Here is a 22,404-nt window from a genome sequence, read left to right as displayed (position 1 = left end):
CAGGAGTTCCACGCATGAGGACACACACCACTCGTCGGCTGCTCGCCGCCGTCACCGCGGTCTGCGCCATCACCCTGGCCGCGACCGCGTGCGGCTCCTCCGACCCGGCGGACGACAGCGGCGGCAGCGCGAAGGACGTCGAGTCCGCGCTGGCGAAGGGCGGCAAGATCACGGTGTGGGCCTGGGAGCCCACGCTCAAGAAGGTGGCCGCCGACTTCGAGAAGAAGTATCCCAAGGTCGACGTCGAACTCGTCAACGCGGGCACCGGGGACAAGCAGTACACCGCTCTGCAGAACGCCATCGCCGCCGGCTCGGGCGCCCCGGACGTGGCGCAGATCGAGTACTACGCCCTCGGCCAGTTCGCGATCGCCAAGTCCGTGGAGGACCTGGCCGGTTACGGTGCGGCCGGACAGGACAAGACCTTCACCACCGGCCCGTGGAACGCGGTGAAGTACGACAAGGCCGTCTACGCGCTGCCCATGGACTCCGGCCCGATGGCGCTGTTCTACAACAAGAAGGTCTTCGACAAGCACCACATCGAGGTCCCCACCACCTGGGACGAGTACGTCGAGGCCGCACGCACCCTGCACAAGGCCGACCCCAAGATCTTCATCACCAACGACACCGGTGACGCGGGCGCCACCACCAGCCTCATCTGGCAGGCGGGGGGCCGTCCGTACAAGGCCGAGGGCACCGACGTCACCATCGACTTCAAGGACGCCGGGACCACGACGTACACCAGGACCTGGCAGAAGCTGCTGGACGAGCACCTGGTCGCGCCCATCACCTCCTGGAGCGACGAGTGGTACAAGGGGCTGGCCGACGGGAGCATCGCCACGCTGTCCATCGGCGCCTGGATGCCCGCCAACTTCACCTCGGGCGTCGCCTCCGCCTCCGGTGACTGGCGGGTGGCCCCACTCCCGCAGTGGACCAAGGGCGAGACGGTGAGCGCCGAGAACGGCGGCAGCTCCCTCGCCGTACCGAAGGCCGCCAAGAACAAGGAGCTGGCCTACGCCTTCACCGAGTACGCCACCACGGGCGCCGGCGCCTCGGCCCGCGTCGCCGAAGGCGCGTTCCCCGCCACCCGGGCGGACCTCGATTCGAAGGCGTTCCGGGAGACCGCGTTCCCCTACTTCGGCGGCCAGCAGGCCAACAAGATATTCGCCGACTCGGCCCGCAACGTGGGGACCGGCTGGTCGTACCTGCCGTACCAGGTGTACGCGAACTCCGTGTTCAACGACACCGTGGGCAAGTCGTACGTCTCCTCGAAGCCCCTGTCGCAGAGCCTGGACGACTGGCAGCAGTCCAGCATCAAGTACGGCACCGATCAGGGCTTCACGGTCAACAAGTAGTCCGCACACGGTGGTGACGGCTGTGCGGGGCTTTCCCCCGCACGGCCGCCGCCCGCCGTCCGCCCGTGGGGGCGCACCGGGTCGTCACCGCCCGCCGGTGGGTCCCGACGCCCGCAGCCGTCGCCACACCGCCTTCGCCGCGTGGTGTCCGGACATGCCGTGCACCCCGGGCCCGGGCGGGGTCGCCGACGAGCAGATGTAGACCGACGGGTGCGCGGTCGCGTACGGCACCCGGGCGAGCCGGGGGCGGATCACGGTCTGGAGCCCGGAGAAGGCACCGCAGGCGATGTCGCCGTCGACGTAGTTCGCGTTGCGCACGGCGAGCCCGGGCGGGCCCGTCACCGCGCGGGCGAGCACGAGGTCTCGGAAACCGGGGGCGAAGCGCTCCAGTTGGCGTTCGATGACGTCGGTGGCGTCACCCTCCCAGCCCGCCGGGACGTGTCCGTACACCCAGAAGACCTGCTTGCCCTCGGGGGCGCGGGACGGGTCGGTGAGGCTGGGCTGGGCGGTGATCAGGAAGGGCACGCTCGGGTCGCGTCCGGTCACCGCGGCGCGCAGGGCGGAGTCGATCTCGCCGGCCGTGGGGCCGATGTGGACCGTGCCGGCCCGGCGGGCCTCCTGCGCGGTCCACGGGACGGGCCCCGACAGGGCGTAGTCGATCTTGAAGCAGGACGCGCCGTAGCGGTAGCCCCGGTAGGCGTTGCCCAGTCCCGCGATCCGGGCCAGCGCGGTCGGCGAGGTGTCGAAGACGTAGGCGCGGGCGGGCGGCAGCTCGTCCAGGCGCTTGACCTCCGTACCGGTACGGATGACACCGCCCTGTTCCCGCAGAAACGAGGCAAGGGCGTCGGAGATGGCCTGCGAGCCGCCGCGCGGCACCGGCCAGCCCTTCTCGTGTGCGGCGAGCGCGAAGAGCAGGGCGATGCCGCCGGTGGCGAGGCCGTTGGTCGGAGCTATGGCGTGAGCGGCCAGCCCGGCGAAGAGGCCGCGGGCCTTCTCGCTCCGGAAGCGGCGGGACAGGAGCGTGGCGGGCTGGATCGCGTCGAGCCCGAACCGCACCCAGCGGTACGGATCATGAGGCAGTCCGTCCCACGGTGTACGCAGAAAGTCCTGGGCGAGGGTGTCCCAGTGGCCGAGGAACGGTGCGACGAGTCTTCGGTACGCCCCCGCGTCCTGGGGCCCGAGCGCCATGGCCGTCTCCCCCACCGACGCGGCCAGCACGGCGGCGGTGCCGTCGGGGAAGGGGTGGGCCAGGGCGAGCGACGGCTGCAGCCACTCCAGGCCGTGCCGGGCGAGCGGCATCCCGTCGAAAGCGGGCGAGCCGATGCCCAGCGGGTGGACCGCCGAGCAGGGATCGTGCCGGAAGCCCGGCAGCGTGAGCTCTTCGGTGCGGGCCCCGCCGCCGACGGCCGGTCCGGCCTCGAAGACCTCCACGGCGAAGCCACGGCGGGCCAGTTCGGCCGCGGCGGTCAGTCCGTTGGGCCCCGCCCCCACGACGACGGCATCGAGCATCGACGGCACCTTCGGACTCCTTTGTCAGCCGACGGTCTGAACACCCAGGATATTCGCAGGCACCGACAGTCCGGGCGCGGGTAGGGTGCCCATCCGTGAATACCCCGGACCACACGCGACCACCGCACCCGGAACCGCTCCCTCCCACCGCCCCCGAAGCGGCGGAGCCAGCGCTTCGCCGGAGGATCGGCGCGATGGCGGAGCGGCTGACCGCGGTGCCCGGAGTCCGCGCCGTCGTCCTCGGCGGGAGCCGGGCCCGGGGCACCCACAGGCCGGACTCCGACTGGGACCTGGGGCTCTACTACCGGGGCGCACCGGACCTGGCGGCGCTCACCGCGCTGGCGTCCGCCTTCCAGGGGTCCCCGGTGGAGGTCGCCGGGCCGGGCGGCTGGGGGCCGTGGGTGAACGGCGGGGCCTGGCTGCGGGTGGACGGCGCGCCGGTCGACTGGATCCTGCGCGATCTGGACCGGGTCGAGGCCGTCTGGTCCGACTGCCGGCAGGGCCGCTACGAGGTGGGGGTGCAGCCGGGCCATCCGCTCGGCTTCTGGTCGCCCGCGTATCCGGGCGAGGTCGCCCTCGGGCGCGTACTCGCCGATCCGCACGGAGAACTGACGGCACTTCGGCAGGAGACGTCCGGCTATCCGGAGCCGTTGCGCGCGGCGCTTGCCGCCGCGGCCTGGGAGGCGGAGTTCTCGGTCGTGGCGGCCCGCAAGTCGGCACCGTCCGGTGACCGGCTCCATGTCTCGCTCTGCCTGTCCCGGGCGTTCGGCGTCCTCGCCCAGTCCCTGCACGCCCACCACCGCACCTGGTGCCTCAACGAGAAGGGCGCGCTGGCCGCCGCGGCGGCTCTGCCGGACACGCCCCGGGACTTCGCGGAGCGGGTGGGCGAGGCGTTGCAGGGGCTCGACGCCGCGGCGGTGGAGACGGCCGCGGGGGTCGTGCGGGACGTACGCGAAGTCCTGTGCGCGGTCTGATCCGGACGCGGGACCGGCAACCTTAGAATCTCGCCATGATCGCCGAACTGCAGTGCGTGGTGCTCGACTGTCCCGATCCGTTGCGTCTCGCCGAGTTCTACCGCTCGCTGCTCGGCGGGCGCGTGAACCAGGTGGACCGCCGGTGGGCGGTCGACGACGACTGGGCCACCCTGCACACCGCGGCCGGGAGCGTGCTCGCGTTCCAGCGCGTGGCGGACCACCGGCCGCCGCGGTGGCCGGATCCGGAGCGCCCCCAGCAGTTCCATCTGGACTTCGGCGTGCCCGACCTGGCCGCCGCCGAGCCGGAGGTGGTGGCGGCCGGTGCGACCGTGCTGGACGACGGGGCCGGGACCGACCGCCCGTGGCGCGTCTACGCGGATCCGGCCGGACATCCGTTCTGCCTGGTCAAGCACGGCGCGGGCCCCTCCTGAAGGAGACCGGTCCCACCGCCGCGCGTCCTCAGTCCCGCTGAATGGCCGTCACGCAGCGGGCGAGCAGACCGCGCAGCGCCTCACGCTCCTGCGGGGTGAACTCGTCGGCGATCCGGCGTTCGATCCGTACCGCCTGCTCGTCGGCCTGCCCCAGCACCTGGGTCCCTGCCTCGGTCAGCCGGGTCTCCAGCATCTTCTGGTGCCATGGGTGCACGGACCTGACGATCAGCCCGCGTTCCTCCAGGTGCTTGAGCACCGCCGCCATCGCCTGCGGTGTCACCAGGCAGGCCCTCGCCAGCGCTGCCCCGGACATCCCGGGGTTGTCGGCGAGGGCGAACAGCGCGGCGTACTGCGCGACGGTCAGGTCGGCGCCCTTCAGCGCGGCGCTCTTGGCTGCCATGAGGGCTTGCTCTGCACGCTTGATGTCCGCGCCGAGGCGGTCGCCGGCGGTCATTCCCATGCTCGCGAGCGTACAGCCATGGGCAGACGACAGGAGTCGAACGTATGGCAAGCGTGGAAGTTTAATCAAGGTCTTGATATAACTCAACACATGGATACTCAGGACACGCACAGCCCCGCGCCCGCCACTTTCGACCGGACCGTCCTCGTCACCGGCGCCACCCAGGGACTCGGCCTCCACCTCGCCCGCGACCTGGCCGGCCGCGGCGCGACCCTGCTTCTGCACGGCCGGAACCGGGAACGCCTGGACCGGGCCGCCGCCGAGGTCCGTGCGGTCTCGGCGGGCCGCGCGGAGGTCCGCACCTATCTCGCCGATCTCTCCGACCTGGACCAGGTCCGTTCCCTGGCCGCGGCCGTCCGGGCGGCCGAACCCCGGCTCGACGTGCTGGTCAACAACGCGGTGGCCGGCGGGGGCACCGAGCCGCTGCGCCGCGATGTGAGCGCGCAGGGCCATGAACTCCGGTTCGCCGTCAACTATCTGGCGCCCTGCCTGCTGATCCGGGAACTGCTTCCGCTGCTGACCGCGTCGGCCCCGGCGCGCGTGGTCCAGGTGGCCTCGGTGGGACAGTCGCCCGTCGACTTCGACGACGTCATGATGGAGCGCGGCTACGAGGGCCTTGAGGCCTACTGCCGGAGCAAGCTCGCGCTGATCATGTCGACGTTCGACCTGGCGGCCGCGCGGACGCCCGGCAGCGGGGTCACCTTCAACGCCCTGCACCCGGCCCATCTGATGGACACCGAGGGGGTACGGGCGTACGGACTGACTCCGGCGGTCCCCGTATCGGAGGGCGTCCGGCCGACGGTGCGGCTGATCACCGACCCCGCCCTGGCGGAGGTCAGCGGGCGCTACTTCGACCGGTTCACGGAGACGACCGCCCATGAGCAGGCGTACGACCCCCGGGCGCGCGAGCGTCTCGCCGCGCTGACCGGCGCCCTGCTGGCCTGAAGCGCCAAACCCGTCAGGCTCCGGCGCGCAGTGCGGCCAGGATGCGTTCGGCCGTTTCGCGGTCCCGGGCTGCCGTGAAGGGCAGGTCGTTGCCGCCGGTGATACGGAAGGGCACGCCGGAGAGCGTGGCCTGGGCGCCGCCCGCCTCCGCGACCAGGAGGAGCCCCGCCGCGTGGTCCCAGGCGTACTCCCAGTTGAAGGCCAGGGCGTCCAGGTCACCGCGGGCGACGGCCAGGTATTCGAGGCCGGCCGAACCGCAGGGGCGGGCGTCGATGCCTTCGGTGCGCAGGCCGAGCAGGGCCTGCTTCTGTGCGTCGGTGGTGTAGTCGGGGTGGGACATGGCCACCCGCAGTACGGCGCCGGGCGCGGGCGAGCCGGAGCGTATCGGAGCGCCGTTGAGCGTGACTCCGCGGCCGCGGACGGCGACGGCCATCTCGTCCAGGGCGGCGGCGTACGTCCAGGAGGCCAGCAGCTCGCCGTGGTGGGCCAGGGCGACCAGGGTGCAGAACCCTGTTTCGCCGCGGACGAACTGGCGGGTGCCGTCGACGGGGTCGACGATCCATACGGGGGCGTCGCCGCCCAGCGCCTCGTACACCTTCGGGTCGGCGTGGACCGCCTCCTCGCCGACGACCACGGAGCCGGGCAGGAGCCGGCTCAGGGACCGCGTGAGGTGTTCCTCGGCGAGCCGGTCCGCGGTGGTCACGAGGTCGTGCGGACCGTTCTTCTCGACGATCTCGTGTGCGGCGAGCTGCCGGTGGCGCGGCATGATCTCGGCGGCGGCCGCTGCGCGGACCGCCGCCTCGACCTCGGTCAGGTCCCCGGCAAGGAAGTCATCGATCATGCCCCCCAGCTAAGCACGCGCCGTCCGGGCGCCGACGACCTGGTCATGACGGGGACGTGGCCGGCCGGTGGCCGGTCAGCGCCCGACCGCGTACCCCTGCATGCCACGCGGGTTCGCCGCCGCGGACAGCACCCCGGTCTCCGGATCACGCGCCACCGCGCACATCCGCCCCTCGGACCAGGGGTCGCCGACCGTGACGTCGTGACCGCGCCGGCGCAGTTCCGCGACGACCTCCGGGTCCATACCCTCCTCGACGGTGACGCTGCCGGGGCGCATCCCGCGCGGGAAGAAGGAGCCGGGGAAGCTGTCGTTGTGCCAGTTAGGGGCGTCGATGGCGCCCTGGAGGTCGAGGCCGCCGCGCACTTCGGCGCGCAGGGCGACCGCGAGGAAGAAGTGCAGCTGCCACTGGTCCTGCTGGTCGCCGCCCGGCGTCCCGAACGCCATGACCGGAACGCCGTCGCGCAGGGCGAGGGACGGGGTGAGGGTGGTGCGGGGGCGGCGGCCGGGGGTGAGGGAGTTCGGCAGGCCCTCGTCCAGCCAGGCCATCTGGAGGCGCGTACCGAGCGGGAAGCCGAGCTCGGGCACGACGGGGTTGGACTGGAGCCAGCCGCCGCTGGGGGTCGCGGAGACCATGTTGCCCCAGCGGTCGACGACGTCGACGTGGCAGGTGTCGCCGCGGGTCGCCCCGTCCTTGGCGACGGCCGGCTCGCCGGCGCGGTCCGCGGTGACGGTCGGCTCGCCGGCGCCCTCCTTCGCGACGGTCGGCTCGCCGACGCCGGCGGCCGGTATGCCCATGGCGTCGAAGCCGGACTCACCGGCGGCGACGGCGTGTGCGTGCTCGCTGAGGACGGGGGTGCGGCCGTCGGGGCTGCCCGGACGGAGCTCGTGCGAGGCCTCGTCGGTGACCAGCGCCCGGCGGGCGGCGTTGTACGGCTCGGAGAGCAGGGTGCCGAGCGGGACCTCGGCGGCGTCTCCGTACCAGGCCTCCCGGTCCGCCATGGCGAGCTTGCAGCCCTCGATGAGCAGGTGGACGTAGTCGGCGGAGCCGTAGGCCGGCAGTTCGGCGGGGAGCAGGGCGAGCTGCTGGAGGAAGGCGGGGCCCTGGCTCCAGCCGCCGGCCTTGGCCAGCGTCCAGCCGTTCCAGTCGTACGTGGCGGGGGCCTCGTACGACGCGGACCAGCCGGCCAGGTCGGCGGCGGTGAGGGTTCCGGTGTGACGGGTGCCGCTGGTGTCCATCGTGGGGACGGCTGCCTGGCGGACCAGGGCCTCGGCGATGAAGCCCTCGCGCCAGACCGCGCGGGCGGCTTCGATCTGCGCGACGCGATCGTCCCCTCCGGTCTCCTCGGCCTCGGCGATCAGGCGGCGCCAGGTCGCGGCGAGGGCGGGGTTGCGGAACAGCTCGCCCGGCTTCGGGGACTTCCCGCCGGGCAGGTAGACGTCGGCGGAGGTCTGCCAGTGGGTCTCGAAGAGCTCGCGGACGGTCTCGACGGTCTGGCCGACGCGCTCGACGGGGGCGTGGCCGTCCTCGGCGTAGCCGATGGCGTACCGCAGCACCCGGGCGACGGTCATGGTGCCGTGGTCGCGCAGCAGCAGCATCCAGGCGTCGAAGGCGCCCGGTACGGCGGCGGCGAGCGGTCCGGTGCCGGGGACCAGGTCGAGACCGAGCCCGCGGTAGTGGGCGACCGTCGCGCCGGCGGGGGCCGGGCCCTGGCCGCACAGCACCTGGACCTCGCCGTCCCGGGGAGCAAGGATCATCGGCACCTCGCCGGCCGGGCCGTTGAGGTGCGGTTCTACGACGTGCAGGACGAATCCGGCGGCGACGGCGGCGTCGTAGGCGTTGCCGCCGTCCTCCAGGACCGCCATCGCGGACTGCGAGGCGAGCCAGTGGGTGGACGACACCATGCCGAAGGTGCCCTGGAGGGTGGGCCGGGTGGTGAACACGGGTGCGGCTCCTTGCTGCGACGTTCTGTGGTTCGTTGCGGATCGTACGTACGGGAGGCCGGCCCCGGGAACGGGGGCGGCCTCCCGTACCGGGTCAGGCGGCCGCGTCCGGGGCGGTTCCGTCGTCGTCGACGAGGTGGCAGGAGACCTGATGGCCGCCGGGCAGTTCGCGCAGGACGGGGACCTCGGTGCGGCACCGTTCGGTGGCGAGCGGGCAGCGGGTGTGGAAGCGGCAGCCGGGCGGCGGGTCCAGGGGGCTGGGCAGCTCGCCGTGGAGCACGATGCGCTCGCGGGAGCGCTGGAGCTCCGGGTCGGGCACGGGCGCCGCCGAGAGCAGCGCCTGGGTGTAGGGGTGCTTGGGGGCCGCGAACAGTTCGGCGGTGGGGGCCTGTTCGACGATCTGGCCGAGGTACATCACGGCGATCCGGTCGGCGAGGAACTCGACGGCGGCCAGGTCGTGGGTGATGAACAGGCAGCCGAATCCGCGGTCGCGCTGGAGGTCGGCGAGCAGGTTGAGGACGGACGCCTGCACCGAGACGTCGAGCGCCGAGGTCGGTTCGTCCGCGACGACGAGATCGGGGTCGCAGGAGAGCGCGCGGGCGATGGAGATGCGCTGGCGCTGACCGCCGGAGAGCTCGTGCGGGTGCCGGTCGGCGTGTTCGGGGCGCAGTCCGACCTGGGCGAGCAGTTCCTCGACGCGCGCGCGGACGGCGGCGCCGCGGGCCCGGCGGTGCAGCTTGATCGGCTCGGCGATGATCTGACCGATGGTCATGCGCGGGTCGAGCGAGGACGAGGGGTCCTGGAAGACCAGGTGGAAGTCCTTGCGCAGCGGGCGCACCGCGCGGCGGGACAGGTGGGTGATGTCGGTGCCGTTCATCCGGACGGTGCCGCCCGTGGGTTCGTCGAGGCGTACGGCGCAACGGCCGACGGTCGACTTCCCGCTGCCGGACTCCCCGACCAGGCCGACGACCTCACCCCGGCCGACGGTGATCGAGACCCCGTCGACGGCACGGACGGTGCCGCCGCCCGAGGCGGCGAAGTGCCGTTCCATAGCATCGATCCGGAGCACGGGGTACGGCTGGTCCGCGGCGCCCTCGGCGCTTTCGCGCGGGGCGGGGACGGTCTGTGGTGCGGTCACTTTCCGGCCTCCTGGTCGGTTCGCGCGGGCTCGGTGGCGGGGGCGGCCGTGAGGGTGTCGGACGCCTCGTCGGCGGCGTACGGGTGCCAGCACGCCGCCCGGTGGACGGCGTCCGTGCCCGTACGCGGGTCGACGGACATGAAACCAGGACGCCTGCCCGTGCAGCTGTCGTCGGCGCGGCTGCACCGCGGGGCGAAGGTGCAGGCGTCGGGCTGGCTGTCGAGGCTGGGCACCAGTCCGGGGATCTCGGGCAGCCGGCGCTTGCCCTCGCCGCCGGGCCGCAGGACGGCGCCGAGCAGGCCCCGGGTGTAGGGGTGCCGGGCGGTGCCGAACAGGTCGTGGACGGGGGCCTGTTCGACGGAGCGTCCGGCATACATCACCAGGACCCGGTCTGCCGCGTCGGCGACGACGCCGAGGTCGTGGGTGACCAGGACGATCGCGGTGCCGAGCCGTTCGCGCAGCGACTGGAGGACTTCCAGGATGCCCGCCTGCACGGTCACGTCGAGTGCGGTGGTCGGTTCGTCGGCGATGAGGACCGAGGGGTCGCAGGCGACGGCGATCGCGATCATGACGCGCTGGCGCATGCCGCCGGAGAGCTGGTGCGGGTACTCGTCGATGCGGCTGCGCGGGGCGGGGATGCCGACCAGGTCGAGGAGGTCCACGGACCGTTCCCTGGCCTCCTTGCGGTTCAGCCCCTGGTGCCTGCGGAGCACTTCGCCGATCTGCCGGCCGATGGTGAGGACCGGGTTCAGCGAGGTCATCGGCTCCTGGAAGATCATCGCGATGTCCTTGCCGCGGATCTTCTGCAGTTCCTTCTCGGGCGCGCCGACCAGTTCCCGGCCGCCGAGGCTGATGGAGCCGCCGATCCGTGCCGTGGGCGGGAGCAGCCCCATGACGGCCATCGAGGTGACGGACTTGCCGCACCCCGACTCCCCCACGACGGCGAGGACCTCGCCGGGGTGCAGATCGTAGGAGACGCCGTCGACGGCGTGCACGGTCCGGGTGTCGGAGCGGAAGGACACCGACAGGTCGCGGACGCTCAGGACGGGTTCGCGCACCGGTCCCCGTACGGATTCGAGAACGGTCTCGGTCATCGGGTCCCTCCACGGGGGTCGAGGACGTCCCGCAGTCCGTCGCCGAGCAGGTTGAAGGCCAGGGTCGCCGCGACGATCGCCAGGCCGGGGAAGACGGCGAGCCAGGGCGCGGGGGCCAGGAAGGACTGGGCGCCGGAGAGCATCACGCCGAGCGACGGGTCGGGCGGCTGGACGCCGAGGCCGAGGAAGCTGAGCAGCGCCTCGCCGATGATGGCGGCGGGGATGCCGACGGTCGCCTGGACGATCAGCGCGGAGGTGGCGTTGGGCAGGATGTGCCGGAAGAGCACGGTCCCGTCGCCGCCGCCGTTGGCGATCGCCGCACCGACGTAGTCGACGTGCTTGAGCCGCAGGGTCTCGGCCCGGGTGATGCGGATGACGGCGGGGATCTGCGAGATGCCGATGGCGATGGTCGCGTTGGTCAGCGAGGGGCCGAGGATCGCGGCGAGTCCGACGGCGAGCACCAGGAAGGGGAACGCCAGCATGGTGTCGGTGAGCCGGGAGATCGCACCGTCGGCGAACTTCCCGTAGTAGCCGCCGACCAGGCCGAGCGGTACGCCGATCACGAACGCCAGCACGACGGCGACGAGGCCGACCTGCATGGAGGCGCGGGCCCCGAACACGATGCGGGACAGCTGGTCGCGTCCCAGGTCGTCGGTGCCGAGCCAGTGCGCCCCGCCGGGTGCGGCGAGGACGTTCCCGAAGTCCGGCTGGGACGGGTCGTACGGGGCGATCAGCGGGGCGAAGAGGGCGACCAGGATGAAGACGGCGGCGATGATGCCGCCGGTCATGGCCAGTCGGTTCCTGCGCAGGGCGCGCAGCCGTCCGTTGCCGGTCCGCTTCTTCGCGGTCCGCGGGACGGTGGGGAGCGCTGGGGTCGCTGTGGTCACCGGGCACCTCCGAGCCGGATGCGCGGGTCGATGACCGAATAGACCACGTCGACCAGCAGATTGATGAGGATGTACGCGGCGGAGGTGCAGAGCACCACGGCCTGGAGTGTCGCGTAGTCACGGGTGAAGACGGCGTCGATGGTGAGCTTGCCGAAGCCGGGCAGGACGAAGATCTGCTCGGTGACGACGGCGCCGGAGATCAGGTGCCCGAGCTGGAGTCCGAGGACCGTGACGACGGTGACGAGCGAGTTGCGCAGGGCGTGCCCGCCGACGACGGCGCGCTTCGACAGCCCCTTGGCCCGGGCGGTGCGTACGTAGTCGGCGGAGAGCGAGTCGAGCATCGCGGCCCGGGTCTGCCGCATCACGACGGCGGCGAGACCGGAGCCGAGCACGATGGCCGGCAGCACCATGCGGCGCAGGTTGTCGACCGGGTCGGTACCGAAGGGGACGTAGCCGGAGGCGGCGAACACGGGAAGGGCGATGGCGAAGCCGAGTACCAGCACGATGCCGAGCCAGAACGTCGGGATGGAGAGCCCGATGAGGGCGATGACGTTGGCGATCCACTCCTCGGGCTTCCCGCGCCGCACGGCGGCGACGACTCCGGCGCCGATGCCGAGGACCACGGCGAGCAGCAGGGAGAGCGCGGCCAGTTCCAGCGTGACGGGGAGAGCCTGCCCGATGGCGTCGGCGACCGGCAGCCCGGTCCGGGAGGAGTTGCCGAGGTCACCGGTGAGGGCGTGGCCGATGAAGCGGGCGTACTGCACGACGATGTTGTCGTTCAGGCCGTACGCCTCACGGATCGCGGCGAGCGCCTCGGGGCTGCGCTCCTCACCGGCCAGGGCGAGCGCCGGGTCGCCGGGCAGCGCCCGGATGCCGGCGAACACGACGACGGAGACCAGGAAGAGCGTGATGAGGGACTGGCGCAGGCGCGTCAGAAGGTATTTCGTCATCGGGTGTACCCCGCAGTCGTGACCCGGACCAGTCCGTCGCCGTAGACGCGGATGCCCGCGACGTCCTTGGTGGCGACGACGTAGTTCTTCTGCCGGTAGAGGTAGATCATCGTGTGGGCGTCCTGCACGCGGTGGGTGAGCTCGTCGTAGATCTCGGTGCGCCGGGCCGGGTCGGCGACGGTGCGGCCCTCGGCGATGAGCTTGTCGATCGCGGGGTCGCCGAGGCCGTAGGCGTTCATGGCGCCGGCGGTCTTGAGGAAGTTGGAGACGTTGCCGTCCGGGTCGAGCCGGCCGGACCAGCCGCTGGTGAAGACGTCGTAGTTCCCGGCGTCGGTCTCGGAGAGCATGGTGGCGTACTCGGTGGGCCGCAGCGAGAGGTCGAAGCCGGCCTCCTTGACCATGGCCTGGAGGACCTGTCCGACCCGTCCCTGCTCGGGGGTGGTGGAGGTCTTCAGCTCGATCTTCAGCGGGGTCTTCACCCCCGCTTCCTTCAGCAGCTTCTTCGCCTTGGCGATGTCGCGCTTCGGGCAGTCCTCGGGTTTCACTCCGGGGGCGATGGCGGACTGCGGCGAGATGGGGCCGCAGGCCGGTTCGTACATGCCCTGGAAGACGACCTCGTTGAGGGTGTCGCGGTCGATCGCGAGCTCGAACGCCTCGCGGACCCGGACGTCCCGGGCGATCGGGGTGTCGAGCTTGCCCGGCTTCTGCCCGAGGCCCTTCACGTTGCCGACGTTGAGGCCGATGCCCTGGTAGCCGAGGGAGGGCGAGTTGAAGAGCTGGAGCTTCGGCTCGGTGAGGGCGCTCTGTACGTCGACGGGGCCCATCTGGTCGCCGACCTGGAGGTCGCCGGAGCGCAGGTTGGCGAGCCGCACGTTGCCGTCGGGGATGGGCTTGTAGACGACGCCGTCGAGGTGGACCTTGTCCGCGTCGTAGTAGTTCGGGTCCTTCTTCAGCACGATCCGGTCGCCGCCGACCCGCTCGACGAACCGGAAGGGTCCGACGCAGGAGGGGTGGTTGGTGAAGTTCTTCCCGTACTTCTTCAGCGCGGTCGGTGACATCACCATCCCGGCCCGGTCCGCGAGGACGCCGGTGAGCGGTACGTAGGGCTGGTCGAGCCGCATCCGTACCGTGTCGGGGCCGGTTGCCTCGATGGAGGTGACCGGGGCGAGCTCGGTGCCGCGGGCGGATCCGGGCAGGTCACGGTGGCGCAGGAGTGAGGTGACGACGGCCGCGGCGTCGAGCCGGGTGCCGTCGCTGAACTTCAGGCCGGGGCGCACCTTCAGGGTGACGGTGCGGCCGTCGGCCGAGGTGGTGGGCAGTGCGGCAGCGAGCTGCGGCACGACGACCCCGTCCTCGTCGATGTCGTAGAGCTTCTCGCACATGCCCGCGAAGACCGTGCGGCCGACGAGGGTCTGGGCGAGCGTCGGGTCGAGTTTGTCCGGGTCCGAGTTGAGGGCGACGGTGAGTGTCCCGCCGTCGCGTACGGACCGGTCGTCGGTTTTGCGTACACCGCCGACTTCGGTCGCCGAGGACTGCAGCGACGCGCAGCCCGAGGTGAAGGACACCAATGCAACCGCCACCAGGGCAACCGCTTTTCGGCGCACGAGGGCCTACCTCCCGCCAGGGGGTGATCAAGGGATATCGCAGACCGTATTTCGCATACAGTCCGCAGGCAAGAGGGGTGCCCACATAGCGGACGGTTTTTACTGACGATCGGATAACGGGGGTGCAGAAGGCGTGAAGACGCCTGTCCGCACCCCCGGAGCTCAGCTCTGGGTGACGAGGCCAAAACTCTGTGCAGCCGATCCGTCACAGCCGCGCTGGACCAGCTGGACACCGGCGGCGCCGGACGACGGCACGCTCAGGCACTTTCCGCTGTGCCGGGCGATGAAGTGGTAGCGGCCCGAGGGCTCCCGGACGGGCTTCCACTGCTGGTTCGCGCCGCCCCCGTACGCCCACAGCTGGAGCGGAGCCTGCTCGGCCACGGACACGTTCGCCACGTCGACCACCTGCCGGCCGTCGCTGTCGGCGGCGATCCGTACATAGCCGCTGTCCGTGGCCGGGAACCTGTACCGCTGCGCGGCCGTGCCGTTGCACGTGTACTGCTGGATCACCGTGCCGTTGCCGGTCGCCGCCGCGCGCGCGTCCACGCAGTTCCCGTTGGCCCCGGAGACCACCGCGAACGCCGACGTCCCGTCGACCGGGTCGCCGGGCGCCGGGTCTCCCCCGCCACCGCCCAGCCACTTCAGCCCGTCCACCACGAACCGGTTCTGGGTCTCACTGGCGAACGTCGAGGACAGGGTCGTTCCCGATCCGTAGTCCATGGCGTTGTGGCCGAAGTTCGCGTACAGCATCCGGTAGTGGGTGTTGGTCCACAGGACCGGGTAGTCGCCGCTGTACCAGGACTGGTTCGGGTCCGTCCCCAGCGGGAAGCTCACCGGGTCCACGGAGGCAAGGACCTTGATGTCCGGGTTGTCGCGGAGGTTGTTCTCCCACGCGTACCACTCACTGACCGACGAGGTGAAGGTGGCGGGCAGCGAGACGGTCGCGGGGTGCGTCCGGTCCTCGGTGCGCAGCACCGCGGTGGTCGGTCCCCAGGTGTTCGACCTGAAGTTTCCGCTGCCGAGGAACTGGTCGTAGAACCACGGCCATCGCTGGGCCTCGGTGGTGAAGGCGGAGACGTGGAATCCCATCCAGGCACCGCCGGAGCGCATGTACCGCTCGAAGCCGGAGCGCTGGGAGGCGGTCTGCGGGGCGTCGTCGAGGAACAGCACCACCTGGTACTGGTCCGGGGTGATGCTGCTCAGCCGCTCCCAGTCGTTGGTGGAGGTGTAGGAGAAGTTGTGGGCGGCCGCGGTGGCGGGGAACCACCGGTTGGCCTCCTGGACGAAGCTGATGTGCGCCGCGTCCCAGGTGCCGTTGTAGAAGGCGATCACCTTGAAGGCGGGCGTCTGGGCTGCGGCGTGCGCGGGGGCGGTGGAGAGCCCGAGCAGTAACGCCGGCAGCAGGAGCAGCCATCGGCACAGCCGGCCGATGCCTCCTCGGAGGGCCGAGGTGGCCCTGATGGTGTTCATACGGAACCGTCCTTTCCGGACCGGGTGGGGGACGGGCCGGACCCGACGGGTGTCGGATCCGGCCCGGTGTGTTCCGGTGAGGCCGCGCCGGTCAGGGGTAGCTGACGAGGTTGGCGACGTTGGAGGAGGAGTTGGAGGGGCCGCCCCGTCCGTTGATGACGTGGCGGATGGTTCCGGTGCCGCCGAGCGAGACGGTCACCATGCTCTGGAACCGCACGTTCGGGTTGTCCGGGACCTCGAAGGCGTGCTCGGCGCTCACGCCCGGGTTGGAGCTGAAGAAGCAGTAGCTGCCGAGGCCGTACGCCTGGTGGCTGGTGACCGAGTCCGCGACCTTGTAGGCGGCGTAGCCCTGGGTGGAGCCGTTCATCCAGGACGCCTGGTCGGGGACGTCGTAGGGCATCTCGTTCTGGTAGAAGTACGTGCGCCCGCCGTTGCCGTTCCAGATCGTCTGGTGCTTCTGGTAGTGCTCGACGAACAGCCCGTACATCGTCACGTCGTCGCCGTTGACGACGAGACCGGTGTCGGCCCGGTTGCTGTTCCAGCCGATACCGCTGCCGTGGTCGCCGCGCCAGATCCACATGTGGTCGCCGATGACGTGGTCGCTGTTGACCACCAGGCTGGTGGTCGCCCGTCCCACCGCGGCGCCGCCGACCCGGAAGAAGACGTCGTGCAGCGAGGTCGGGTTCGCCGCGTGCGAGGCCGAGGATCCGGCCGGACCGACCTCCATCAGGGTCGGCGAGTTCGTCGTACCCGCGTCGAAGAGGATGCCCGCGACCTTGACCCCGTCGACGTCGGCCACCGTCATGGCGGTGACCCCGTTGTCCGGGACGAACGTGGCGAGGCCGAGGCCCAGGACCACGGTGTCCGGCCGGGTCACTCTGAGGGTCTGGTCGAGGTGGTAGACCCCCGGGGTGACCAGGAGGTTCTTGCCCTCGGCGAGTGCGGCGTTGATCTGCGCGGCGGTGGCTCCCGCCTTCACGACGAAGAACCTGTCCATGCCGATCGAGGTGCCCGCGGCACTGCCGCCCGCCCAGGTGGTGCCCGCGGCGTTGCCGCGGACGGACGGCACGAACACCTGGTAGGCGCCGGCGCCGTCCACGTACAGGAAGGGCTTCTCGCGGACCACGGGGGCCTGGTTCACCGTGGTGTAGGGCGGGTTGGGGAAGCTGGTGGCGGGTACGCCCTGGCTGCCGACGAAGACCATGTTCCAGTTGGAACCGGTCCAGCTGCCGAGGGTCGAGTTGCGGGTGATCCACTGCTGCTGCGTACCGGAGCGGACCTGGCCGTCGATCTTGGTGTCGGCCATGAAGCCGCCGCTGGCCCAGCCGCCGTCGTCCAGGGCCAGATTGCCGCGCACGTGCATGCGGCGGTACGGGGCCGCCTGGGAGACGGCCCAGCGGTCGGTGCCGCCGGTCGGGTTCACCGAGAGGTTCTCGGCGCCGCGCCAGAAGTTCTGGGTGGCGTTCTGCGGCGGGAACCAGTCCGCCTCGGCGTGCACGGCGCCGTTGATCGTCACCGAGTCGGGCGACTGGCCGAGCCCGAGGACCTGGGTGTAGAAGCCCACGTTGACGTCGTTGCTGTACGTGCCCGGCTTGAACATCACCGCGTACCGCTGGCTGCCGAACTGATTCGTCTCCTGCTGCCGGAAGATCGAGTCCAGTCGGCTCTGGATGGTGGCCGACGGCATCGACGGGTCGAAGACGACCACGTTCGGACCGAGGTCGACATCGCCCGGCGCGGTGCTCACCGGGGTGACCTGGAAACGCTGGGCGGCGGAGTTGTTGCAGGTGTACTGGACGAGCTGGGTGCTGTCCGCGGTGGAGGCGGCGGGCACGTCCAGGCACTTGCCGCTGTTGCGGTTGACGAAGTGAAAGGCGCCGCCGCCCTCGTCGACGGCCTGCCACTGCTGGTTGGTACCGTCGCCGTACGCCCACAGGTGCACGGCGGCGTTGTCGGCGGTGGACACGTCGCTCACGTCCACGACCTGGCCCGCGTCGTTGCGGTTGTTGATGCGGACGTAGCCGCCGCTGGTCGCGGTCAGGCTCCACTGCTGGGCGGTGGAGCTGTTGCAGGTGTACTGCTGCACGGCGGTGCCGTTGACTGTGGCGGCGGCCCGGGCGTCCAGGCACTTGCCGCTGCCGCTGTTGACGACGGTCGCCCAGCCGGCCGGCAGGGCGGCGGCCGCCACGGCGGCGCGCGGGGCGGCCTGAGCCGGGGTGGCGGCCGGGGCCGGGGTGGCGGCCAGGACCGGCCCGGCGAGGGCGCCGGCCGCGAACACCGCGGTCAGCGCCCGCCGTCGGCGGCTCGGCGAGGAGCCGGACCGGCCCCCGTTGGGTCTTCTTCGGACGGATCTGAGCACGGATTCTCCTGTGCGGGTCAGACGGCTCGGTGGGGGGGTGTGACGGACGGTCAGCCGGCGTACTGGGCGAACACCTTGGTGAAGTCCCAGGGCTGCTGGGCGACGCCCGAGCAGGTGTCGGCGCCACCGCCGGTGCACGGGCGGTCGCGGTTGACCGACCAGAAGGTCAGCCGGGCCAGATGCCGCTGCTGCGCGTAAGCGAGGATGGTGCGGAAATCCGCGACCGTGATGGTCTCGCTGTTGTCCGTGATGCCGTTCATCGAGGAGATCCCGGTGTGGCGGTACGCCTGGTCGTCGGAGTAGCCGTAGGCACTCTTGACCGTGTTCTTCAGCCCCTCGGCCGCGCTGACGGTGAGGTTGCCCATGTTCTGGCCCGCCCCGCCGAAGTTGAACGGCATGATCGTCCAGCTGTCCACGGTCAGCCCGGACGCGGAGGCCTTGCGGATCAGGCTGTCGTCGGGGCCGTTCTGTCCGGTGCCGAAGGTGACGTAGACCTTGATCCCGGGATTGTTGGCCTTGACCGTCTTCAGTGCGTCGACCGTGCGCTGCTGGACGGTGGCGCTGTCGTACGCCTCGGCCTCGATGTCGATGTCGATCGCCTTGAGCCCGTAGGCGTTGATGACCTTCTGGTACGCCGCGGCCAGCTCACCCGCGCTGGAGCAGGAGCTCTCCAGCTTGTTTCCGCTCCAGCCGCCGAAGGACGGGATGACGTCCCCGCCCGCGCCCCGGACGGTGTTGATGGTCTGCTGGTCGACCCCGCCCGTCAGCGGCCTGCCGCCGTCCCACTGCGGGTTGCAGTATCCGTTACTGAGGACGAAGGCGAGGGTGAACCACTTGACGCCGGTGGCGTTCATGACGGTGGTCGGACTGGGCGGGCTGCCCCAGCCGTTGTAGAGGTACGGGGCGACGGCCATCGCCCCGGCGGGCGGAGTCGTCGGGTCTCCCCCGCCGGTGGGCGCGGTCCACTTCTGGTTGGCGGCGCCCGTGCACGTCCAGATCTGCAGCCGGGTGCCGTTGGCCGAACTGTTCCCGGTGGCGTCCAGGCACTTGTCCGCCTGTGGATTGACGATGTCGTGCGCCGCGGTGACGGTCCAGCGCTGGGCCGTGGAGCCGTTGCAGTCCCACAGCTGGACGGTGGTGCCGTTGGCCGTGCCGGCCGAGGTCACGTCCAGACACTTGCCCAGCGCCTTGATGCTCCCGTCCGAACCGACGTCCCACTTCTGGGCGTTGCTGCCGTTGCAGTCGTAGAGCTGGACCGGGGTGCCGTTGGCGCTGCTCGCCCCGGCGACGTCCACGCACTTGCCGGCGATCCCCGTGATCTGCCCGGTCGCCGCGGTGGCGCCCAGGGCGGGCGATCCGGTCAGGCCGGCCAGAAGCGCCGCGGCCGCCCCGGCACCGAGCACGCCGCGGAGGGCGGGGGCGTGTCTGCGTACGAGAGGAGAACTCATCAGCCGTTCACCGTCCACTTCTGGTTGGCGGCGCCGGTGCACGTCCAGATCTGCAGCCGGGAACCGTTGGCCGAACTGTTGCCCGTGACGTCCAGGCACTTGTTCGCCTGCGGGTTGACGATGTCGCGCGCCCCGCTGACCGCCCAGCGCTGGGCCGCGGAACCGTTGCAGTCCCACAGCTGGACGACGGTGCCGTCGGCCGTGCCGCCCGAGGCCACGTCGAGGCATTTGCCGAGCGCCCGGATGGTGCCGTCCGCGTTCACGCTCCACTGCTGGGCGTTGCTGCCGTTGCAGTCGTAGAGCTGGACCGGGGTGCCGTTGGCGCTGTTCGCCGCGGCGACGTCCACGCACTTGCCGGCCAGGCCGGTGATCCGGCCGCCCGTTCCGGGCTGCTGGGTGTCACTGGTGGTGACGCGCACGTGGTCGACGACGAGCTGCTGCGGGAAGGCGGTGTTGCCGTCGGGGTCGCCCGGCCAGTAGCCGCCGACCGCGAGGTTGAGGATGAGGAAGAAGGGCTTGTTGAAGGCCCAGGTGTTGCCGCCGGTGTCGGCGGGCGTGCGGTGCTGGTAGACGTTGCCGTCGACGGACCAGGTCACCGAGTTCGGGGCCCAGTCGATGGCGAAGGTGTGGAAGGCGTCGGCGAAGGCCTGACCGTTCGGAAGGGTGTACCCGGCGCCGATACCGGCGGATCCGGAGTAGCCGGGGCCGTGCAGGGTGCCGTGCACGGTGGAAGGCTCGAAGCCGACGTTCTCCATGATGTCGATCTCGCCGGAGTTCGGCCAGCCGACCTGTCCGATGTCGTCACCGAGCATCCAGAAGGCGGGCCACATGCCCTGGCCACGCGGGATCTTCATCCGCGCCTCGACATGACCGTACGTGGAGGTGAACTTCCCCGAGGTGTTCAGCCGGGCCGAGGTGTACTGGCAGGTGCCGTACCAGCACTGGTAGTTCGACGGGTTCTCCTTGCGGGCGGTGATGACCAGATGCCCCTGGCCGTCCAGCGCGGCGTTCTTGTTGCCGGACGTGTAGTACTGCCGCTCGTGGTTGTTGACGTTGTCGCCGGTCTCGATCTGCCACTTGGAGCCGTTCACCGCCGAACCGGCGGCGCCGTCGAACTCGTCGGAGAACGTCGTGACCGCGGCGGCCGCCGCGGTGTCCGCCATCGGGGCGGCGGTCGCGGACCCACCGCTGCCCGAGAGGGCCGTGGTGACCAGGGCGAGAGTGAGAACCGAGAGTACGGAGTGCAGCAGGCGCCGCGTACGGCGTGGGGAGTCCATGACTCTCCCTTCCGGTGCATGAGGGGGAGGAAGGGGAATCTGTCATGCATATGACAGGCATGCACATGACAGATACAGGGCGCAAAGGACGTGCGAGAGCTGCGCCGACCGGTGCGGAGGTGCCGTGTGAAGTACCGCGTGCGGGGTGCGGCGACGAGGCCGCTTTGTTCACTACGTGATTTAAGAAGTGAACTAAGCAGGTGTCAAGACCTTGGTACATACCACTGACCGATCCCTCCGAGATGCGCCTCCGGAGTGCGAAAACGCCCCCGTCCCCGCGCCCGCCGCCCACCGGCCGGCGGACTCACCGGCCAAGAGTCGAAGCGACGGCACCGGAAACGACAGCGCCGGCCCGCAGACATTCACTGAATGTCCGCGGGCCGGCGCTGTCACCGGGCCCTGTGCCACCCGTCAGCCGGGCATCACTTCTGCCAGCCGACCGTCTCCGGAAGCGGGGTGAGGAAGATGGTCGCGCCGACGTTGGCCAGGCCCTTCTTCACTCCGTAGGTCGAAGGGCCGCTGAACAGCGGCAGGAACGCGTACTGCTGGAGCGCCTCCTTCTCGGCCTTGTTGACCGCCGCTGCCTGCTCGGCCAGGTCGGCGATCCGGGTGGTGGCGCGGATCTTGCTGTCGAGTGCCGGGGTGCCCGCGCCGGTGAGGTTGGAGTCGCGGTCCGAGCAGTAGAAGTCGCACAGGTAGCGGGCGCCGAACGGATCCATGGAGCGGTTCCCCGACAGGAACAGGTCGAACCTGCGGTCGCTGAGGATCTTGGAGAAGTCCGCGTCGTCCCCCTTCTTGATGACGAGACGGACGCCGACCGGCTTCAGCATCGCGGCGAAGGCGCCCGCGGTGGCCTTGCCCAGCGGGTCGTCGCCCAGCAGCGTGTAACCGACTTCGAGCTTCTTGCCGTTATTGACGCGGATGCCGTCGTCCCCGGCCTTCCAGCCCGCCGCGTCCAGCGTCTTCTTCGCCTCGTCCGGTGCGTACTTCAGAGCGGCCGAGACGTTGTCCTCGTAACCCTTCTGGAAGCTGTAGAGCACTGCCGAGCCGGGCAGCGGCTCCGTGTAGTCGAGGCCCTGGAACTGGATCTTCGCGATCTGCGTCCGGTCGACGGCCTCCTGGATGGCCTTGCGGACGGCCTTGTCCGAGAGGACCGCCGACTTCGTGTTGAAGTAGAGGGAGTACTCGAAGGGGCTGCCGCCGCTCCGGATCTCCGTGCCCTTGAGCCCCTTGACCTGCTTGAGGCTCTCCGCGTCGACCGCGGAGACGTAGTCGATCTGGCCGTTCTTGAAGGCGTTGACCGCCGCGGTGGACTCCAGGTTGACGTAGACGCGCTTGTCGAGCCTGCCCTTCTTGCCCCACCACTTCGGGTTGCGGACGAAGGTGATGTTGCCCGAGTGCGAGTCCCACGTGCCGACCGTGTAGGGGCCCGCACCCCACTCCGGGTGGGCCTTCTTGACGTACGCCTTGTTGAAGTTGTCGACGGTGGCGGCCTCGGGGTGCAGGAAGGTGGTGAACAGGGTCGACCACGCGGCGTTGGCGCCCTTGAAGGTGATGACGGCCTGTTTGGCGTCCTTGCCCTTCACGACCGAGGTGATGCGGTCGTAGCCGTCCGTGGACGACGCCGCGAACTCCTTGTCCGAGCCGTTGTTGGCCTTCCAGGTGGCCTCGATCGCCGTCCAGTCGATCGGGGTGCCGTCGTTGAACGTGGCCTTCGGGTTGAT

The 22,404-nt window shown here is 70.9% G+C and carries 18 protein-coding genes; 4 read left to right on the top strand and 14 right to left on the bottom strand.

All coding sequences use genetic code 11. The features are described from left to right. Nucleotides 1-14: 14 nt before the first annotated feature. Nucleotides 15-1,352 carry an ABC transporter substrate-binding protein gene (locus tag ACGFZA_RS10685; protein WP_393678658.1) on the top strand — a complete coding sequence of 446 codons (1,338 nt, stop codon included), beginning with the start codon at nucleotides 15-17 and terminating at the stop codon, nucleotides 1,350-1,352. 84 nt (nucleotides 1,353-1,436) lie between these two features. Here ACGFZA_RS10685 and ACGFZA_RS10680 read toward each other — a convergent pair whose 3' ends face one another. Next, nucleotides 1,437-2,870, bottom strand: coding sequence for a phytoene desaturase family protein (locus ACGFZA_RS10680; protein WP_385278130.1), 1,434 nt, complete (start codon nucleotides 2,868-2,870; stop codon nucleotides 1,437-1,439). 185 nt (nucleotides 2,871-3,055) lie between these two features. Here ACGFZA_RS10680 and ACGFZA_RS10675 point away from each other — a divergent pair, with 185 nt between their 5' ends. Both ACGFZA_RS10675 and ACGFZA_RS10670 read left to right on the top strand, forming a co-directional pair. Continuing rightward, complete coding sequence (locus ACGFZA_RS10675; protein WP_385278132.1) at nucleotides 3,056-3,835, top strand: nucleotidyltransferase domain-containing protein; 780 nt, start codon at nucleotides 3,056-3,058, stop codon at nucleotides 3,833-3,835. 35 nt (nucleotides 3,836-3,870) lie between these two features. Then, on the top strand, nucleotides 3,871-4,266 hold the full coding sequence (locus ACGFZA_RS10670) for a VOC family protein (RefSeq protein WP_385278134.1): 396 nt from the start codon (nucleotides 3,871-3,873) through the stop codon (nucleotides 4,264-4,266). Nucleotides 4,267-4,294: 28 nt separating this feature from the next. Here the strand turns inward: ACGFZA_RS10670 and ACGFZA_RS10665 are convergent, their stop codons facing one another. Next, entirely contained in the window at nucleotides 4,295-4,726 is a 432-nt protein-coding gene (locus tag ACGFZA_RS10665) for a MarR family winged helix-turn-helix transcriptional regulator (protein ID WP_385278136.1), read from the bottom strand. A gap of 90 nt (nucleotides 4,727-4,816) precedes the next feature. Between ACGFZA_RS10665 and ACGFZA_RS10660 the strand changes: the two genes are divergently transcribed. After that, complete coding sequence (locus ACGFZA_RS10660; RefSeq protein ID WP_393678657.1) at nucleotides 4,817-5,671, top strand: SDR family NAD(P)-dependent oxidoreductase; 855 nt, start codon at nucleotides 4,817-4,819, stop codon at nucleotides 5,669-5,671. Between the two features lie 13 nt (nucleotides 5,672-5,684). Here the strand turns inward: ACGFZA_RS10660 and ACGFZA_RS10655 are convergent, their stop codons facing one another. The 12 genes from ACGFZA_RS10655 to ACGFZA_RS10600 all read right to left on the bottom strand — a co-directional run bounded on the left by ACGFZA_RS10655 (nucleotide 5,685) and on the right by ACGFZA_RS10600 (nucleotide 22,404). After that, entirely contained in the window at nucleotides 5,685-6,512 is an 828-nt protein-coding gene (locus ACGFZA_RS10655; RefSeq protein ID WP_385278140.1) for an inositol monophosphatase family protein, read from the bottom strand. A 75-nt stretch (nucleotides 6,513-6,587) separates the two neighbouring features. After that, nucleotides 6,588-8,453, bottom strand: coding sequence for a gamma-glutamyltransferase family protein (locus ACGFZA_RS10650; protein WP_385278142.1), 1,866 nt, complete (start codon nucleotides 8,451-8,453; stop codon nucleotides 6,588-6,590). A 94-nt stretch (nucleotides 8,454-8,547) separates the two neighbouring features. Beyond that, entirely contained in the window at nucleotides 8,548-9,504 is a 957-nt protein-coding gene (locus ACGFZA_RS10645) for an ABC transporter ATP-binding protein (protein ID WP_385278291.1), read from the bottom strand. An 83-nt stretch (nucleotides 9,505-9,587) separates the two neighbouring features. Then, complete coding sequence (locus ACGFZA_RS10640) at nucleotides 9,588-10,685, bottom strand: ABC transporter ATP-binding protein (RefSeq protein WP_393678656.1); 1,098 nt, start codon at nucleotides 10,683-10,685, stop codon at nucleotides 9,588-9,590. Then, on the bottom strand, nucleotides 10,682-11,503 hold the full coding sequence (locus ACGFZA_RS10635) for an ABC transporter permease (protein ID WP_385278293.1): 822 nt from the start codon (nucleotides 11,501-11,503) through the stop codon (nucleotides 10,682-10,684). The genes ACGFZA_RS10640 and ACGFZA_RS10635 overlap by 4 nt, the downstream gene beginning before the upstream one ends. Nucleotides 11,504-11,568: 65 nt before the next feature. Then, a complete protein-coding gene (locus tag ACGFZA_RS10630; protein WP_385278145.1) occupies nucleotides 11,569-12,522 on the bottom strand; it encodes an ABC transporter permease in 954 nt (317 codons plus the stop codon). Next, nucleotides 12,519-14,102, bottom strand: a complete 1,584-nt coding sequence (locus ACGFZA_RS10625) for an ABC transporter substrate-binding protein (protein ID WP_385278147.1) — start codon at nucleotides 14,100-14,102, stop codon at nucleotides 12,519-12,521. Before ACGFZA_RS10625 ends, ACGFZA_RS10630 begins: the two co-directional genes overlap by 4 nt. A gap of 186 nt (nucleotides 14,103-14,288) precedes the next feature. Further along, a complete protein-coding gene (locus ACGFZA_RS10620) occupies nucleotides 14,289-15,596 on the bottom strand; it encodes a ThuA domain-containing protein (RefSeq protein ID WP_393678655.1) in 1,308 nt (435 codons plus the stop codon). Between the two features lie 91 nt (nucleotides 15,597-15,687). After that, the gene (locus tag ACGFZA_RS10615; RefSeq protein WP_393678894.1) at nucleotides 15,688-17,874 is read right to left on the bottom strand and encodes an RICIN domain-containing protein; all 2,187 of its coding nucleotides are present in this window, start codon (nucleotides 17,872-17,874) and stop codon (nucleotides 15,688-15,690) included. 131 nt (nucleotides 17,875-18,005) lie between these two features. Next, nucleotides 18,006-19,403 carry a ricin-type beta-trefoil lectin domain protein gene (locus ACGFZA_RS10610; RefSeq protein WP_393678654.1) on the bottom strand — a complete coding sequence of 466 codons (1,398 nt, stop codon included), beginning with the start codon at nucleotides 19,401-19,403 and terminating at the stop codon, nucleotides 18,006-18,008. After that, entirely contained in the window at nucleotides 19,403-20,680 is a 1,278-nt protein-coding gene (locus ACGFZA_RS10605; protein WP_385278153.1) for a ricin-type beta-trefoil lectin domain protein, read from the bottom strand. Before ACGFZA_RS10605 ends, ACGFZA_RS10610 begins: the two co-directional genes overlap by 1 nt. 422 nt (nucleotides 20,681-21,102) lie before the next feature. Then, complete coding sequence (locus ACGFZA_RS10600) at nucleotides 21,103-22,404, bottom strand: ABC transporter family substrate-binding protein (RefSeq protein ID WP_393678893.1); 1,302 nt, start codon at nucleotides 22,402-22,404, stop codon at nucleotides 21,103-21,105.

It is taken from the genome of Streptomyces sp. NPDC048211 (assembly GCF_043202315.1).
In the GTDB taxonomy this organism is placed as follows: domain Bacteria; phylum Actinomycetota; class Actinomycetes; order Streptomycetales; family Streptomycetaceae; genus Streptomyces.
Note: the sequence above shows the minus strand (reverse complement) of the source record. Positions and strands in the feature narration are given on the sequence as shown.